We start from the raw sequence: 14,441 nt of genomic DNA on the forward strand, positions 1-14,441 counted from the left end.
ACTCCACCAACGGATAAATCATGACTGACAAATTAACTCTCGCCGTTGGTGATAACGGGGGCTTAGACATACATAAAATCCGGGAGTGTGTTGCATACAGCCCTTTAAGTCCAACTGGCCTGGTGTGGATAAAAAGCTCTGGGAGAGTTAAAGCCGGAGACCATGCTGGAAGCTACAACGGCGCGCGTGGTTACTACTACGTCACCATCAATAAGAAAAAGTATCTTGCCCATAGAGTGGTATGGGTATTGATGCATGGCGCGCTTGGGTCATCGGTTGATGTCGACCACAAAGACGGCAATACCACCAATAACAAACTCGAAAACCTTCGCCCAGCAACGAGAGCAGAAAACCTAAAGAATACCCCACTTCGGAAAGATAACTCATCCGGCGTTAAGGGGCTTTCGTGGCACTCAAAAAACTGCGGGTGGCAGGGGCGAATTTGGGATAACGGAAAAATCCACCGCAAGTTCTCTACATCTAGAGGCGTAGTTGAGGCCTGGCTAATTGAGATGAGGGAGAGTCTTCATGGCGAATTTGCGAGGCACGAATGAGTGATAAATTAACACTTGCGGTAAATCACGCTCTTAACGATGCGCGGATGGCTCGCGCCCGTATGGGGCTGATGGCGCCTACAATGGGGCTGGACAATAAGCGTCATTCCGCATGGTGCGAATATGGATTCCCTGAGCAGGTAACCTACGAAAACCTCTACGCCCTGTACCGGCGCGGAGGTATTGCCCACGGCGCCGTAGAGAAGCTTGTAGGCAAGTGCTGGCAGACGAACCCGGAAATCATCGAGGGTGACGATGCAGACGAGAGCGAAAATGAAACCGCCTGGGAAAACAAGTCAAAGCAGGTATTCAATAACCGGTTCTGGCGCTCGTTCGCAGACGCTGATCGCCGCCGTCTTGTCGGTCGTTATGCTGGCATCCTTCTGCATGTTAATGACTCCCTCGCCTGGGATCAGCCTGTAACGAAAGGCAAGATGCTCCAGAAGGTTACTGTCGCATGGGCAGGCTCTCTGACAGTTGGTGATTGGGACACTGGCCTGAACTCGAAAACCTACGGACAGCCGAAGATGTGGCAGTACGCTGAACGCCTGCCGAATGGTTCAAGTCGCCGTGTCAACATCCACCCGGATCGGGTATTCATCCTTGGCGATTACTCGGAAGATGCCATTGGCTTCCTGGAGCCAGCATATAACGCGTTTGTGAGTCTGGAGAAGGTGGAGGGTGGTTCAGGTGAGTCATTCCTGAAGAACGCCGCTCGTCAGCTCAACGTTAACTTCGAAAAAGAAATCGACTTCAATAATCTCGCGTCACTTTACGGTGTGAGCATTGACGAATTGCAGGACAAGTTCAACGAAGTTGCTGGCGAAATTAACCGTGGTAACGATGTCCTGATGACAACGCAGGGCGCGACGGTTACGCCGCTTGTCACTACCGTGGCAGACCCTACGGCAACCTACAACGTTAACCTCCAGACGGCAGCTGCCGGCGTGGACATCCCGACGCGCATCCTTGTTGGTAATCAGCAGGCCGAGCGCTCCAGCACCGAAGACCAGAAATACTTCAATACTCGCTGCCAGTCTCGCCGTGGCGACCTGTCATTCGAGGTTGAGGACTTCTGCGACAAGCTGATCGAATTAAACATCCTCGATCCAGTTAGTCAGAAGACCGTTATCTGGGACGACCTCAACGCGCAAAGCGACAGTGAAAAACTGGATGCCGCTCAGAAGATGTCGCAAATCAACAGCGCTTCCATCGGCACGGGTGAGCAGGTGTTTACTGGTGAAGAAATTCGCGTGGCCGCCGGGTATGAGGGTTCGCCCGAACCACTTCCAGAGGTAGATGATGACGAAGAGGAAAGCTAAGTCACCGATACTTCCGGGAAACCTTAAAGACCCGACGGGTGCCGACCGACTTGAGCGCGGGGCAATGAGCGAGTTCGCCAGGCGAATGAAGCGAATTGGCACGGCGTACAAGGGCATTCTCGACCGCATTCCTGCATCGCCATCAGTAAACCAGCGTTACACCTTCGACCTCGATTCCACCCAGCTATCAATGCTCCTCAGCAATGCCTCATTGCTGGTGGATGAGATATTGGGTGCGGATAACGAGACGGGGTTCTGGTTCTGGACTGAATACGTTAACCCGGCTTATCAGCGCGGGACGGCGCAGGAGTTTGCCAATCTGGCGCAGCAGTCAGCAGTGTACGCTGCCGGACAGGAAAGCGTATCGACAATCCTTCTCAGCGAACCGTACCGACGCAGGCTGATTCTGGTTCGCGCTCGCACCTTCGAGGAAATGAAGAACCTCAGCGCCAGTGTGAAAGCAGATATGGCGCGGATACTGACCGATGGACTTGGGCGCGGACAAAATCCAATGGAGATAGCTAAGCGCCTTACTGAGCAGACGGGAATTGAGTCTCGCCGGGCTAATCGTATTGCCCGGACGGAGATTACCACCGCGCTGCGCCGTGCGCGCCTGGACGAAGACGACGAAGCCAGAGAACGATATGGCATCCGTACAAAGCAGATGCACATATCAGCGCTCAGCCCGACGACCCGAAGCACCCATGCTGCGCGTCACGCCCATCTGTATACCGCAGAAGAGCAGCGGGAGTGGTGGGCTAAGGATGCAAACGGAGTGAACTGCAAATGCTCCACGATCGCGGTTATGGTCGATGAAAGCGGCAAGCCGTTAAGTGACACCATCATCGATAAAGCTCAGAAAACATTTAACACAATGAAAGCCCGTGGCTACCAATGGGCTAAGGGTTAACTCATGTCAATGCAAGTTAATGTCACCTCGAAGGTGAACAGTAAGGCCATCCGGCGCGAACAGCACAACGGACGCGAGCACTGGGTTGTTCCTTCCTACACCCTTCCGGCGAACGTGGTCATGAACGGCGGTCTGTATCCGGCCAGTGAGATTGACCAGCACTACAGTGGCCTGGAGGGGACGCTGGCACCGCTTGGACACCCACAGGTCAACGGTCAGTTTGTTTCTGCTTTTAGTCCTGAGGGGCTGAATGTGGGTTATGTAGGGGCATGGAACAAAAACGTCAAGAAATCCGGCAACCGCGTCTACGTCGAGAAGTGGATCGACACAGAAGTGGCAAAGCGCACGGATGACGGAAAGCGCCTCCTTGAGCGTCTTGAAGCGCTGGAGAAAGGCGAGGATGTTCCGCCAATCCATACCAGCGTTGCCGTATTCCTTGAGGAGCTTGAAGCGAACGATGAGCAGAAAGCTCAGGGGGCTTCATGGGTTGCGAAAATTCACGCGATGGACCATGACGCCATCCTTCTGGATGAGGTTGGCGCAGCTACGCCAGAGCAGGGGGTGGGGATGATGGTGAATGCTGACCTTGCCACTCCACTGAAAGCTAATTCCGGCGCTCTGGTGGGGGAAACCTATCGCGAGCGTGAGCAGAGGCTGGAGAAGGCAGCGAAAGATAAATTCGCTCCCGGCGAGAAAGAATACGCCTGGGTAGCTGACTTCACTGACTCGCAAGCGGTAATCATGCTCAACAATGGCGAGCCGAAGGTTTACGGATACAAGTCTGAAGGCGGAAAGATTGTCTTTGATGATACCGGGACAGAGGTTCAGCGCCAGAGTTCATGGGTTGCTGTCGTCAACAAGCTCAAATCATTTTTCACACCGCAGGAACAGCCTGCACCAAACCACAAAACGGAGGGCGACATGCCTTTAACCAAAGAAGAACTGGAACAAATCGGCAGCATGATCGGCCAGGCTGTTGCGACCAATACAGAAGCGGCAATTAAGCCTCTCGCGGAAAAGGTTGATGCGCTGCAGGCCAATCAGAAGCAAATCGCGGAAACCCTGACTGCCAACTCTCGCGCCGAAGAGAAAACAAAGCGCGAAGCGGTGGCAAAAGTTCACGGCGAGATTGTGGCTAACGCCCTGTCTGGCGAAGCGCTGGATGCGATGTTTAAAACAATTGGTGAATCCGCGCCGCTGGGCACCAACTCTGCGCAACAGCAGAAAGAAGCCGGTGCGCCGAACCCTGACGAATATTTCAAATAAGGAGCCAGACTAATGGCACGTTATCGTCGCGTTAATATCGACGGTCAGTCTCTGTACAAGACCGAAACCCGTAAAGTGGCCGCCGAGTCATTGCCGGGAACTTTCGTCACCATCAACGGTGACAATGAGTTTGCAGTAGCCGCAACAACGGTTGGTCGCCTGTATGTGCTCGACCCTGCATTCAGCGAAGGGCTGGGTATTACTGACACTATCCCTGCTGGTCACTCCACATCTGGTAACTACGTGGAAGAAGGTCGCGAACTGGCAATCCTGTGTCCTGCGGGCACTTACGCCAAAGACACCCCGATCAAATTGGGCGCAAATGGTCAGGGGGCGATTGCCGACTCTGACACCGACACTGTTCTCGGCTACAGCCAGGACGATGCAACTATCGCTGCCGGCGCTACCGACTTTATCCGCATGCGCTTCCGCGTAGGCACTGTAGCCCCGGCAACTGGCGGCGGCGAGTAAAAGGAGAATATGAATGTACTTCACTAAAGAAACGCTTGCCACGAATAGCCGCCTGCGCCTTCACTGGAACTCTCTGTGGGCGCAACGCAACATCTGGGATACCGCGCATAACATCATGGTTAACCAGTACCGTGGCGCGATGGATGCAGAAACGCTGGCAGCCAATGCGCTGGCCGGTGATGGGCTTGGTCGTGAGTTCTGGGCTGAAATTGACCGCGAAATCGTCCAGTCTCGCGATCAGGTGATCGGCATGGAAATTGTCAACGACCTGATGGCTGTGCAAACCGTTCTGCCGATCGGCAAGACTGCCAAACTTTACAACACGATTGGCGATATTGCTGACGACGTGTCTGTGAGTCTTGACGGTCAGGCGCCGTATTCTTTCGATCATACTGATTACGGTAGCGATGGTGACCCTGTGCCGATTTATACCGCTGGCTTCGGTGTTAACTGGCGTATTGCCGCAGGACTGAACACCGTCGGTATTGATCTGGTGCTGGATTCGCAGACAGCCAAAACCCGTAAGTTCCATAAACGCCGCGTGACTGGTTATCTGGATGGTAATCCGACAATTCAGGTTCAGAACTATCCGGCACAGGGCCTGCGCAACCACCGCAACACCGCCAAAATCAACCTTGGCTCTGGCGCGGGTGGCGCGAACATCAACCTGACCACTGCAACCCCGGCACAGTCGCTGGCGTTTTTCGGTCCGACTGGTGCATTTGGTGTGACTGCCCGGGCCAACCAGGTTACAGCCTATGACGTTTTGTGGCTGTCCCCTGAAATCATGGCGAACCTGTCCAAGCCATACACCATTGAAGTGGGTGACGGTACCAACGCGATCATCAGCGGTTCAGTTCTGGACGCTATTCGTAAGTTCATTCCTGTGAAAGATATCCGCCAGACTTATGCGCTGAGCGGTAACGAGTTCCTGGCTTATGAGCGCCGCAAAGATGTGATCTCCCCGCTGGTTGGCATGGCCGTTGGTGTTGTTCCGTTGCCGCGCCCTATGCCTCAGAGCAACTACAACTTCCAGATCATGTCTGCTGAAGGTTTGCAGATTAAACGTGACGACGAAGGTCGCTCTGGCGTGCTGTACGGCGCGAATCTGGCATAAGGAGAACAACATGGCTAAATACCAGGTAACCAGAGCATGGCATGGCGTGAACGTCGGTGATGTGGTTGAAATTGAGAAACTGCATCCGTCGCTGAAGCCTCATGTGATTAAGCTCTCCGATGCGGCTTTAACACCGGCGACGCCAGAGGCTGGCACGGATGTGAAATCCCGAAAAGAGATTATCTCAGCGCGCCTGACGGAGCTGGGTATCGAGTTTAAAGGCAACCTCGGGGCTGAAAAGCTCAGTGAGCTGTTGCCAGATGGCGAACTCGAAAAGCTTTTCCCTGCTGAATAACAGCCGCCGCTAAGGCGGTTTTTTTATGCCCCGCTCCGGCGGGGTATTTCACGGAGTCGATAATGGTAACTCTCGAACAGGCGAAGGGGTATTTGCAAAGTCAGGGCGTTTCCATTCCCGATTTTGTTCTTCAGGCTCTCGTCGACCAGGCTAACAGCATACAGGAGTGTCTCGATGCGCATTATCCGGCATCAGTCGCGCTGCTGATTCAGCTCTATCTGCTGGCGCTTATGGGGCTGGCGCAAGGCGACAAGTATATCAGCTCGCAGACTGGCCCTAATGGTGCGTCACGCTCATTCCGGTATCAGTCGTTTCCCGATCGATGGAAAGGGGCGCTGGCACTGTTGCGCGTCACCGATAAACACGGCTGCGCTAATGACCTCACCCCTCCAGACCCGACCAATACAGCTTTTGCTGGCATATGGATTGCCAGGGGGGGATGCATGTGTGGCGGGGGGCGGTAATGGCCTGGATATCGGTTAAGAAGCGGCTGCCGGAGCCTTTTGTCAAAGTCTGGGTGATGACCGACAGTGGTAAGCGCGTTACCGGATACGTCAAAAGCAACGGTGACTGGTATCTGCTGTGCCGGAAGGTTGCGGCGGAGAATCCGGAGGTGATCCGGTGGGAGGATAACGGTGTCTGAAACAGCCGCATGGAGCTATACCAATGTTGCCACTGTTTACCCGCGAGTCTACGACGACTGGAACAGCACCTGGACAACCGGCACCCCATACCTGATTGACTGCACCTGGACGGCAAACAATGAGGTTGCGGTAGATGCCAGCGGGAAAGAGTTCACCACGAACCTGATTTTCTTCACTGAACTGAAGCGCAATGGCATCGATGCGACCATGCCGAAGCGTGACTGGTATATCGCCAGAGGTGATACAACGGCACAGGCCGATCCGCTGAAAGCTGGTGCAAACATCATCAAAGCGGTGACGGAATGGGATATGTCATTCTTCGAAGAAGAACCAGACTACAAAATTCTGACGTGAGGTGATCATGCCCGTTAAAGGTATCAAGCGTGTTCAGATGAACACCCGCAAGGTGCTGAGTGATATCGCTGGCATCCGAACGGAGAAGGTTCTCTATGAAGTCATGATTGTCGGATCGTCTCACGCTGCGCTACTTACTCCCATTGACACATCCACGCTTATCAACAGCCAGTACAGAAAGCTTGAGCCAATGCCCGGCGGGATGCAGGGAAAGGTCGGTTACACGGCTGCATACGCTGCCGCCGTTCACGGTATGTCCGGTAAGCTAAAAGGTCAGCCGCGTGGACACTTCGGAAGAACTCGCGCTGGAAAAGAATTCGGCGGCGGCACCGGGAAGGGGAATTACTGGGATCCCGATGCCGAGCCGGGGTTCCTGACCAAAGGCTTTGAGCGTGACGGTCTCAACGAGATTAAGGCCATCATCAAGCAAGGGTACAAAGTATGACGCGTAGCGAAGTGTATGACGCGCTGAGGGCGTGGTTGCAGTCGCATGGCTTTGATGTTGGTTATCGCGTCCAGAAGCGATTCTGGAATGAGTTGGAGAATACCGAGGGGGAAAGATACCTTGTCATCCAGCAGAACGGTGGCGGCAAGCCAGAAGAAGCGATAACCCGCGATTATTTCCGCATCCTCCTCCTGTCAGGCCAGAACGACAGCAATATTAACGAGATTGAAGATCGCGCCGACGCCATCCGCCAGGCGATGATCGACGACTACAAAACCGAATGCATCATTTCGATGCAGCCAATAGGCGGCATCACCGCCATCCAGACCGAAGAAGGGCGTTACCTCTTCGATATTTCCTTTCAAACCATCATTTCCAGATAACACGGAGATAAATCACTATGGCGTGTGAATCGGGCGCTTTTACCGGGCGCGACGTCGTCGTTTATTACGCGATTGGATGCCCTGAAGTACAACCCACCGCCAGCGCTTACCGCCGACTCGGCATGATGCGCGGCAAAACAGTAAATGCAGAGTGGGAAACCGCAGATGCGACCGGCGACATGAGCGCTGCATTTACGCAAGAGAGCCTCGTTACCTACAAGAACATTTCGTTCTCAGGTGACGGCGTGACCCGCAAAGAGGATGTTTATGCGCAGAACGCGCTTAAGCGTCACGTCTACAACCCGCCAGCAGAGACCAGCAACCAGCCGTATGTGTGGTTCAAAATCATCTCTCCGAACGATATCACCGAAGGGCCGTTCATGGTGACATCATGGGGTGATGAGGCGCCGCACGACGACGTTGCCACCTGGTCTGTTGAAGCGTCCAGTGCCGGTCAGGTTGACGTGCGTGACGTTGGCGCAACTATCACCATCACTACCCAGCCACAGAATCGCACGCTGACCGTTGGCGATACGCTGAACCTGTCGGTGGCTGCGACTGTGTCTGACAATTCAGCACTGACTTACCAGTGGAAGAAGGGGGGTAGTGACATCTCTGGCGCAACATCAGCAACATTCAACAAAGCAAACGTGGCTGCCGGTGATGCCGGATCATACAGTTGTCAGGTGTCTTCCTCCACAGCGGGCAGCGTGACGTCCGGGTCTGCTACGGTTGTTGTCAACGCAGCGTGATATCATGGGGCTTCGGCCCCTTTTTTTTTTGAGAGGTTTCATGAAAGCAATAACCGATATCGGCCAGGCCGTTGTCCGCGCCAGTGGCAAAGAGATATTCCTCAACCCATCATTCCTCGCCATGTCTCGTATTGGGTCGCCGGAACAGATTGTTGATGCTTTCGTGAAGGTTCATGCCGGGCATTACCCGAAACACCGAATCTCCGATACTCAAATCCTGAAGGCGGCCAATGCCCGATGCTTTGCTGAAATGGCAGCGTCGGCGGCAAACGTAGTCCGCCATTGCTCGGAGGGTGATGTTGCAGAGTTGATTGGTTCGTACTCGGTGAACGCGGCAGGGCGGCTGCTGTTCAAGCCTGGGGCTATCCCGATCGAGGATGTTATCCAGATTGCCCGCCACCTGATTCTGCATGGCGTAATGGGCGATCAGCCGCCGGAAGAGTTCGAAGGTAAGAAGGGCGAATACAGTGACAAATTCGATGTACGGTCATTCGTCTACACCGCTGTTGCTCACCTCGGCATGAGCGAGTCTGATGCCTGGAACATGACAATGACCAGCTTCCGCGCCGCCATGAATGCCAAGTTCCCGCAGAAAGAGAAAGCCAGAGTGCCAACCCAGGAGAAATACGACGAGGTTATGGACTGGGCCGAGCAAATGCTGGCTATCGACGCGCAACGTAACGGACCGCATTAATCTCCTTGATCTCCATACAGCGGCTGTGGCTGAAGGCAAAGCCACGGAATCACAGAGGCCAAGTAACTTCATCAAAAGGGCCAAATTAAAAAGTTTGCGCAAGAACTGACCAAAGCTACAAAAATAGCTTCGGTCAAGATTATCAAAGGTGGTGCTCAGCCTGGTATCTGGGGGTTAGAACTGGTGGCGATTCGCTATGCCGCATGGCTTAGTGTTGAATTCGAAATAAAAGTGTACCAAACCTTTCAGATGGTGATCCGAAACGGCATCAGTGCCATGTCCCGCCTGAACAAAATCGACCACATCATCAATACCGAAACCAAACAGATCAGTCAGTGCGCCAGCCAGATGGCCCGGTGGGGAGTTGGCGGACGCAAAAAGCTACTCCATGCAGCGCGTGATCGCGTTGCTGATGAGGTGCAAATGTATTTGCCGGGTATTTACTGAGAAAAAGAAGCCGCCAGAAAACTGACGGCCATCAGAGATCCGCAATGGCGCGGAAAATCGGTGATAGAGCATTTGAAAACCACAAAGATTGAGGGGGTGGTTGTCGTTTACTCATTTAGTCTATGGCTATAGGATAATGCCTAAAATGGCGTAGAGGGATAAAGGAATGAAAAAACTACCAATTATTGCGATCTGCGTTGCACTCCTCGCTGGTTGCGCAGGAATCATGGAGAAACAGGAACCGATCTGTGAAGGTGTGGCAATGCTCGGCGGGCAAGATACCACCGTGCAGATTTACGGAGTTCGCAAAGTAGCCAACCAGACCCAGTATCGCGCCGGCTATCCGTTCAACTGGCAGTGGGTATCAAAGAACAATTTCTCCAGCACTACCTGCGACAAGAAGCCAGAGATTCGTAACGACCTTCCAACCAAATCTGCCTGATTGAAGCGCGCATCCGAACCCGCTTAACTGCGGGTTTTGTCGTTGCGCCGATCCCTGCTGATTATTCCGTCAACTGGTGGTAGGATTTGACCATCTTTTACTGATGGGGATAGGGATATGCATATCGACATACCGGGCGCTATCAATGACTATTTCACAGTTAGTGGCTCGGAAGAAAAAACATATAAATCAAACAGAAGCAGAATAAGGGCGCTTGTTGAAATACGGAACCAGAAAATTCAGCAAGTGATCGCTGATGGGGGGAACATACATACCGCATCCTTAGATTTACAAGATCAGGTTAGTGACTTTTTTTCTGAAGCTCCGGTAGAAGCACAAGTTGTGCTTTTTGAAACGCTCGCTGAAGAGATGCTAGCCTCAGCATCAGCAATAAATGATGAAACTACCAAACTCAACGCTCAAGCCGCATCAAGCGAGGCGACAGGTCATGCAATTGGCCAGTGGATAGGCGCTGGTATTTTGCTGATGTTCATTCTTTTTATGTTCGGTTTATTAAAATAGTAAGACTCATCTTACCCCCAAGACCTCGCTCCGGCGGGGTTTTTTATTGCCTGGAGAAATTGAAATGACCCAGAACGTCGGCGATATTGAATATGTGATTAAGGCCGATACGGCACAGTTGCTGCGTGCTGATAAGGAGGTGGTCAAAGCCACCGACAATATGCAGGATGGTTTTGACGCAGCTGATGATGCGGCGCAATCACTTTCTTCTTCTCTGGGCGAATTGAGTAAAATTGCCGCGGCTGTAATGGCGATCCTTTCTGTTAACCAAGTGTCGCAATATGCCGATGCATGGACCGAACTGAACAACAAATTAGCGAATGCGCTGCGGCCAAATGAAGAGTTGGTGGACGTTACAGAGCGGGTATTCAACATTACTCAGCAAACGCGTTCTAGCCTGGAGGCTACTGCCTCTCTCTATGCCCGACTGGAGCGTGCAACCCGCCAGTACGGCACGAGTGCGCAGGACCTTGTAAAACTCACAACGATAATCAACCAAGGTTTTGTGGTTTCAGGTGCTACCGCTGAAGAAGCAGAGAACGCGATTATTCAGCTATCTCAAGGCTTGGCGTCTGGTGCATTACGCGGGGAAGAATTCAACTCTGTAAACGAGCAGGGTAATCGTCTAATTGTCGCTCTTGCGGATTCAATGGGCGTGACAATTGGCCAGATGCGCCAGTTAGCCGCTGAAGGTAAGCTTACTACCGATGTTGTTGTGAATGGCCTGCTATCCCAGGGAGCAACCATTGGAGCTGAATTCGCCAAAACTACGACAACAATCAGCCAAGCAATGCAAGTTGCTGGCAATAATATTACTAAATTTATTGGAGAGAGCTCTTCTGTGAAAGCGGGTGTTGCTATCTTCAATGACGCCATAATCACAGCAAGCAATAATATTTCAGGTCTGAGCATGGCTTTGACCGCAGTCGCTGCTGTAATGGGAAGTCGATATATTGGCGCTCTGACTATGGCTGCTACTGCGCAAGTTCGTAACACTGCCTCGCAAATTGCTGCTGCCAAAGCAGCAGTAGTAACTACCTCAGCTGCTGAAGCTCAAGCTGCTGCGCAATTACGCTCTGCTCAGTCTAGTAAGAACGCAGCAACCTCTGATCTCAATCTTGCTCAGGCCAGATTAAACACTCTTAAAGCAACTGCTGCTTCTTCCGTAGAAGAGGTCAGACTAGCGACTGCGGAAGCGCAAACCATCCGAACGCAGCTTGCGCAAATTAACTCTGAGAAAGCGCTTGAGGCTCAGCGTTTACGCGCTCAAATTACCGAACAAGGCCGGATTCAGGCTGCAACTCGCATGGCTCAGCTGCAGCAGGCATCTGCTGCATTAACTACGCGACTTGCGGCTGCCGAGGCTACTGCCTCTCAATCCCGGGCAGCTGCAATTGCATCTGCAGAAGCTAAGGTTTCCGCTGCAAGAATCGCCTTGGCTAATGCCACTGGCGTCGCAACAGCAGCCAATGGTAGATTTATCGCATCGCAAGAGGCATCAGCAGTGGCATCACGCGCGGCTTCAGCTGCAGCCGCCTTGGCGAGAGGTGCTCTTTCCCTTATTGGTGGTCCTGCTGGTGCAGCCATGATTGCGGCTGGAGCCATATTCTATTTTTGGCAGAAAGCTCAGCAAGCCAAACAAGAGGCAATTGCCTTTGCTGATGGTTTAGACAAGCTCAACTCATCTTTAAAATCATTGAGCAACACTCAACTGCGAGGAACCATTGCTGATGCCAATGTGTCAATCCGGGCGCAAAAAGATGAAATAGCTGATTTAGAGTCGGATATCGCATCGCTTCAAAATCGCTACAAGAGCTTTACTCCAGCCGCCCAAGCTTATGCGGATTCAATGGGGCAGGGAGCAGAGTTCAGCCAACGGCAGGCTGAGGTTTCAGATGAACTGAACGGGAAGATTCGGGATCTCGCCAACAAAAAGGATAAGCTTGCTAGAACAGAAAATACTGCCTCAGAAGCGAACCGTTTGCTTACTAATAATATGCTTTCATCGATGGGTGTGCATGATCAACTCATTGAAAAAGGCACCACTCTGGAGAGAGTTCAAGGAGCTGTTGCGAAAGCCTTCGGTAATACTGCAGATGAGATTAACCGGGCCAATCAGGCCGGGCAGAATTTCAACCCCAAGTCATTACAGATCGCCCCTCCAACTGCAGATGGCGATAAAGTAATCCTGAACCTTGAAGAGCAGAACGAGCTTCTGAAAATACAGGATGAACGCCAGCGGGCAGTGGCAAAAGCCAGAATGGCGGCATCTAAGGTTACTGACAACCCTAATCAGATCGCGTCTGCTGAGCGTCTGGCTGCAGAGAATTACGATCTACAGGAAGCTGAGGAGGCACGGCGCAAAGCGCAGCAGCAGAATGAACAGCAGGGAAAAAGCGCAGCCACTCAGATGGAGGCCAACGCCCAGAAAATTGCTGATTATAAGCAGCGCGCAGAAACTGCTGCCGGGGCAACACAGGATTTGTCACGCGAACAGGCCATGCTAAGGGCTGAGCAGTCTCTTAATAAAAGCGCTACGGCTGGGCAAATTGATGAAATAAGAAAATATGCTGCCGCTGAATGGGACGCAGCCAATGCGGTGAAGATGCGGCAGCAGGCCGAGCAAGGTAAAAAGTTTGCACAGCAGGAGATCGTTGCAAACGTGACCACCCCTGACGCCGTAACGGGCGCAGTGCAAAATCCAACGGCTCTTATTGATTTGCAGGAGCAGCAGAAGTTAGCGGCACTTGCTAAGTATCAGACCATAGACAAGGAAAATACACAGCTTTACGAAGATGCCAAGACGGCCATTCAGGAGCAGGCAGCAAACGCCAGGAGGAAAATTGCTGTAGATGAGGCCAATGCACAAACTGAGGCGATAGGTTCCATTCTCGGCTCGGCATCGCAGGGCTTTGACAGCCTGGCGTCAATTATCGAAAGCACGTCTGGAAAGAGCAGTGGTGCATATGTTGCCATGTTCGCTGCTGCAAAAGCATTCGCGATAGCGCAATCAACCCTGAGTCTTAACACGGCTATTATGCAAGCCATGGCCGATCCGACTGCTCTTACGCCAGCACAAAAAATGGCGAACTACGCAGCCATCGCCTCGGCCGGTGCTTCCCTGCTTTCGAATATTGCAAGTGTCAGCATGAGTGGCGGTCGTCGCTATGGCGGCACGGTATCTGCTGGTAACGCCTATCGTGTCAACGAGGATGGCCGTTCTGAAATCTTCCAGACCGCCGGGGGTCAGCAGGCATTCATCCCGAATCAGTCAGGGAAGATTATTCCGGCAAATAAGGTTGGGGGTAGTGGCGGAGTTGTTAATCAAACTGTCCATTTCACCATCAACACTACCGGCGGCATTGACGATGCCACAATGGCTAAAATGGCGCAGATGATGAAGCAGGTTAGCCTCAGCACCATTCGTGATCAGCAGCGCCCTAACGGGTTACTACGGAGGTCATAGTGCCAGAAACATTCACATGGACACCACAGAAAGCATACTCCGTTGAGCGCACGCCGACTGTTGCCGTCGTTAAGCTCGGCGACGGTTACGAACAGCGACAGGTGAAGGGTATCAATCCACTGATGGATAAATACTCGCTCACCTTTCGCGGCGTCAGCGGAGCGTGCCGCAGTAACCCTGCGAAGGATGCTGAGGCATTCGTCAAAGCCAGGGGGGCGGTTGAATCGTTCTACTGGACGCCATCCGATACGGGAATGAGGAAGCTGTTTGTCTGCCGATCCTGGAATATGACAAAGACCGGGCCGCTGTTTGAACTGACGGCCACTTTTGAACAAGTACCACGATAAGGGGGTTATT

General features: G+C 52.7%; 18 protein-coding genes and 1 pseudogene. All 19 read left to right on the forward strand.

Annotation, left to right across the window (positions count from 1 at the left end; translation table 11 throughout):
* Positions 1 to 20 precede the first annotated feature (20 nt).
* Complete coding sequence (locus tag ACQG2Q_RS10630; RefSeq protein WP_017383020.1) at positions 21 to 554, forward strand: HNH endonuclease; 534 nt, start codon at positions 21 to 23, stop codon at positions 552 to 554.
* Entirely contained in the window at positions 551 to 1,876 is a 1,326-nt protein-coding gene (locus ACQG2Q_RS10635; RefSeq protein ID WP_426759145.1) for an anti-CBASS protein Acb1 family protein, read from the forward strand. Before ACQG2Q_RS10630 ends, ACQG2Q_RS10635 begins: the two co-directional genes overlap by 4 nt.
* Complete coding sequence (locus tag ACQG2Q_RS10640) at positions 1,857 to 2,786, forward strand: phage minor head protein (protein WP_129318861.1); 930 nt, start codon at positions 1,857 to 1,859, stop codon at positions 2,784 to 2,786. The genes ACQG2Q_RS10635 and ACQG2Q_RS10640 overlap by 20 nt, the downstream gene beginning before the upstream one ends.
* 3 nt (positions 2,787 to 2,789) lie before the next feature.
* The gene (locus ACQG2Q_RS10645; RefSeq protein ID WP_129318817.1) at positions 2,790 to 4,052 is read left to right on the forward strand and encodes a hypothetical protein; all 1,263 of its coding nucleotides are present in this window, start codon (positions 2,790 to 2,792) and stop codon (positions 4,050 to 4,052) included.
* 12 nt (positions 4,053 to 4,064) lie between these two features.
* Positions 4,065 to 4,523, forward strand: coding sequence for a phage cement protein (locus ACQG2Q_RS10650; RefSeq protein ID WP_426759147.1), 459 nt, complete (start codon positions 4,065 to 4,067; stop codon positions 4,521 to 4,523).
* Positions 4,524 to 4,536: 13 nt separating this feature from the next.
* The gene (locus ACQG2Q_RS10655; protein WP_129318819.1) at positions 4,537 to 5,640 is read left to right on the forward strand and encodes a major capsid protein; all 1,104 of its coding nucleotides are present in this window, start codon (positions 4,537 to 4,539) and stop codon (positions 5,638 to 5,640) included.
* A 10-nt stretch (positions 5,641 to 5,650) separates the two neighbouring features.
* Positions 5,651 to 5,935 (forward strand): hypothetical protein, encoded by a 285-nt coding sequence (locus ACQG2Q_RS10660; RefSeq protein WP_129318820.1) that lies wholly within the window; start codon positions 5,651 to 5,653, stop codon positions 5,933 to 5,935.
* 62 nt (positions 5,936 to 5,997) lie between these two features.
* Complete coding sequence (locus tag ACQG2Q_RS10665; protein WP_426759148.1) at positions 5,998 to 6,399, forward strand: DUF7370 family protein; 402 nt, start codon at positions 5,998 to 6,000, stop codon at positions 6,397 to 6,399.
* On the forward strand, positions 6,399 to 6,578 hold the full coding sequence (locus tag ACQG2Q_RS10670) for a DUF551 domain-containing protein (protein WP_017384998.1): 180 nt from the start codon (positions 6,399 to 6,401) through the stop codon (positions 6,576 to 6,578). Before ACQG2Q_RS10665 ends, ACQG2Q_RS10670 begins: the two co-directional genes overlap by 1 nt.
* Positions 6,571 to 6,933: a hypothetical protein gene (locus tag ACQG2Q_RS10675; RefSeq protein ID WP_048248411.1), complete on the forward strand. Its 363-nt coding sequence runs from the start codon at positions 6,571 to 6,573 to the stop codon at positions 6,931 to 6,933. Before ACQG2Q_RS10670 ends, ACQG2Q_RS10675 begins: the two co-directional genes overlap by 8 nt.
* 7 nt (positions 6,934 to 6,940) lie before the next feature.
* Positions 6,941 to 7,378: a hypothetical protein gene (locus ACQG2Q_RS10680; RefSeq protein ID WP_129741638.1), complete on the forward strand. Its 438-nt coding sequence runs from the start codon at positions 6,941 to 6,943 to the stop codon at positions 7,376 to 7,378.
* Positions 7,375 to 7,761: a phage tail termination protein gene (locus ACQG2Q_RS10685; protein ID WP_063250839.1), complete on the forward strand. Its 387-nt coding sequence runs from the start codon at positions 7,375 to 7,377 to the stop codon at positions 7,759 to 7,761. Before ACQG2Q_RS10680 ends, ACQG2Q_RS10685 begins: the two co-directional genes overlap by 4 nt.
* 17 nt (positions 7,762 to 7,778) lie before the next feature.
* Positions 7,779 to 8,513: a phage tail tube protein gene (locus ACQG2Q_RS10690; RefSeq protein WP_058685349.1), complete on the forward strand. Its 735-nt coding sequence runs from the start codon at positions 7,779 to 7,781 to the stop codon at positions 8,511 to 8,513.
* 40 nt (positions 8,514 to 8,553) lie between these two features.
* Positions 8,554 to 9,207 carry a DUF6246 family protein gene (locus ACQG2Q_RS10695; RefSeq protein ID WP_063216497.1) on the forward strand — a complete coding sequence of 218 codons (654 nt, stop codon included), beginning with the start codon at positions 8,554 to 8,556 and terminating at the stop codon, positions 9,205 to 9,207.
* Positions 9,203 to 9,654, forward strand: a pseudogene (locus tag ACQG2Q_RS10700) (KilA-N domain-containing protein). Before ACQG2Q_RS10695 ends, ACQG2Q_RS10700 begins: the two are co-directional and overlap by 5 nt.
* Before the next feature lie 166 nt (positions 9,655 to 9,820).
* Positions 9,821 to 10,096 carry a phage exclusion lipoprotein Cor gene (gene cor, locus ACQG2Q_RS10705; protein ID WP_000735926.1) on the forward strand — a complete coding sequence of 92 codons (276 nt, stop codon included), beginning with the start codon at positions 9,821 to 9,823 and terminating at the stop codon, positions 10,094 to 10,096.
* A 117-nt stretch (positions 10,097 to 10,213) separates the two neighbouring features.
* Positions 10,214 to 10,618, forward strand: coding sequence for a hypothetical protein (locus tag ACQG2Q_RS10710; RefSeq protein ID WP_042889550.1), 405 nt, complete (start codon positions 10,214 to 10,216; stop codon positions 10,616 to 10,618).
* A gap of 64 nt (positions 10,619 to 10,682) precedes the next feature.
* Complete coding sequence (locus ACQG2Q_RS10715; RefSeq protein ID WP_426759149.1) at positions 10,683 to 14,084, forward strand: tape measure protein; 3,402 nt, start codon at positions 10,683 to 10,685, stop codon at positions 14,082 to 14,084.
* Positions 14,084 to 14,431: a phage tail protein gene (locus ACQG2Q_RS10720; protein ID WP_426759150.1), complete on the forward strand. Its 348-nt coding sequence runs from the start codon at positions 14,084 to 14,086 to the stop codon at positions 14,429 to 14,431. The genes ACQG2Q_RS10715 and ACQG2Q_RS10720 overlap by 1 nt, the downstream gene beginning before the upstream one ends.
* Positions 14,432 to 14,441: the final 10 nt, after the last annotated feature.

It is taken from the genome of Enterobacter cloacae complex sp. 370H10 (genome assembly GCF_050031535.1).
Lineage (GTDB): Bacteria > Pseudomonadota > Gammaproteobacteria > Enterobacterales > Enterobacteriaceae > Enterobacter > Enterobacter intestinihominis.

What these genes read in the sequence shown, in the direction of transcription:
- ACQG2Q_RS10670 (WP_017384998.1), top strand. Translation starts at nt 6,399, where the DNA reads ATGGCCTGGATATCGGTTAAGAAGCGGCTGCCGGAGCCTTTTGTCAAA.
- ACQG2Q_RS10695 (WP_063216497.1), top strand. Translation starts at nt 8,554, where the DNA reads ATGAAAGCAATAACCGATATCGGCCAGGCCGTTGTCCGCGCCAGTGGC.
- ACQG2Q_RS10685 (WP_063250839.1), top strand. Translation starts at nt 7,375, where the DNA reads ATGACGCGTAGCGAAGTGTATGACGCGCTGAGGGCGTGGTTGCAGTCG.
- ACQG2Q_RS10690 (WP_058685349.1), top strand. Translation starts at nt 7,779, where the DNA reads ATGGCGTGTGAATCGGGCGCTTTTACCGGGCGCGACGTCGTCGTTTAT.
- ACQG2Q_RS10660 (WP_129318820.1), top strand. Translation starts at nt 5,651, where the DNA reads ATGGCTAAATACCAGGTAACCAGAGCATGGCATGGCGTGAACGTCGGT.
- ACQG2Q_RS10680 (WP_129741638.1), top strand. Translation starts at nt 6,941, where the DNA reads ATGCCCGTTAAAGGTATCAAGCGTGTTCAGATGAACACCCGCAAGGTG.
- cor (WP_000735926.1), top strand. Translation starts at nt 9,821, where the DNA reads ATGAAAAAACTACCAATTATTGCGATCTGCGTTGCACTCCTCGCTGGT.
- ACQG2Q_RS10665 (WP_426759148.1), top strand. Translation starts at nt 5,998, where the DNA reads ATGGTAACTCTCGAACAGGCGAAGGGGTATTTGCAAAGTCAGGGCGTT.
- ACQG2Q_RS10655 (WP_129318819.1), top strand. Translation starts at nt 4,537, where the DNA reads ATGTACTTCACTAAAGAAACGCTTGCCACGAATAGCCGCCTGCGCCTT.
- ACQG2Q_RS10635 (WP_426759145.1), top strand. Translation starts at nt 551, where the DNA reads ATGAGTGATAAATTAACACTTGCGGTAAATCACGCTCTTAACGATGCG.
- ACQG2Q_RS10710 (WP_042889550.1), top strand. Translation starts at nt 10,214, where the DNA reads ATGCATATCGACATACCGGGCGCTATCAATGACTATTTCACAGTTAGT.
- ACQG2Q_RS10640 (WP_129318861.1), top strand. Translation starts at nt 1,857, where the DNA reads ATGACGAAGAGGAAAGCTAAGTCACCGATACTTCCGGGAAACCTTAAA.
- ACQG2Q_RS10645 (WP_129318817.1), top strand. Translation starts at nt 2,790, where the DNA reads ATGTCAATGCAAGTTAATGTCACCTCGAAGGTGAACAGTAAGGCCATC.
- ACQG2Q_RS10715 (WP_426759149.1), top strand. Translation starts at nt 10,683, where the DNA reads ATGACCCAGAACGTCGGCGATATTGAATATGTGATTAAGGCCGATACG.
- ACQG2Q_RS10650 (WP_426759147.1), top strand. Translation starts at nt 4,065, where the DNA reads ATGGCACGTTATCGTCGCGTTAATATCGACGGTCAGTCTCTGTACAAG.
- ACQG2Q_RS10630 (WP_017383020.1), top strand. Translation starts at nt 21, where the DNA reads ATGACTGACAAATTAACTCTCGCCGTTGGTGATAACGGGGGCTTAGAC.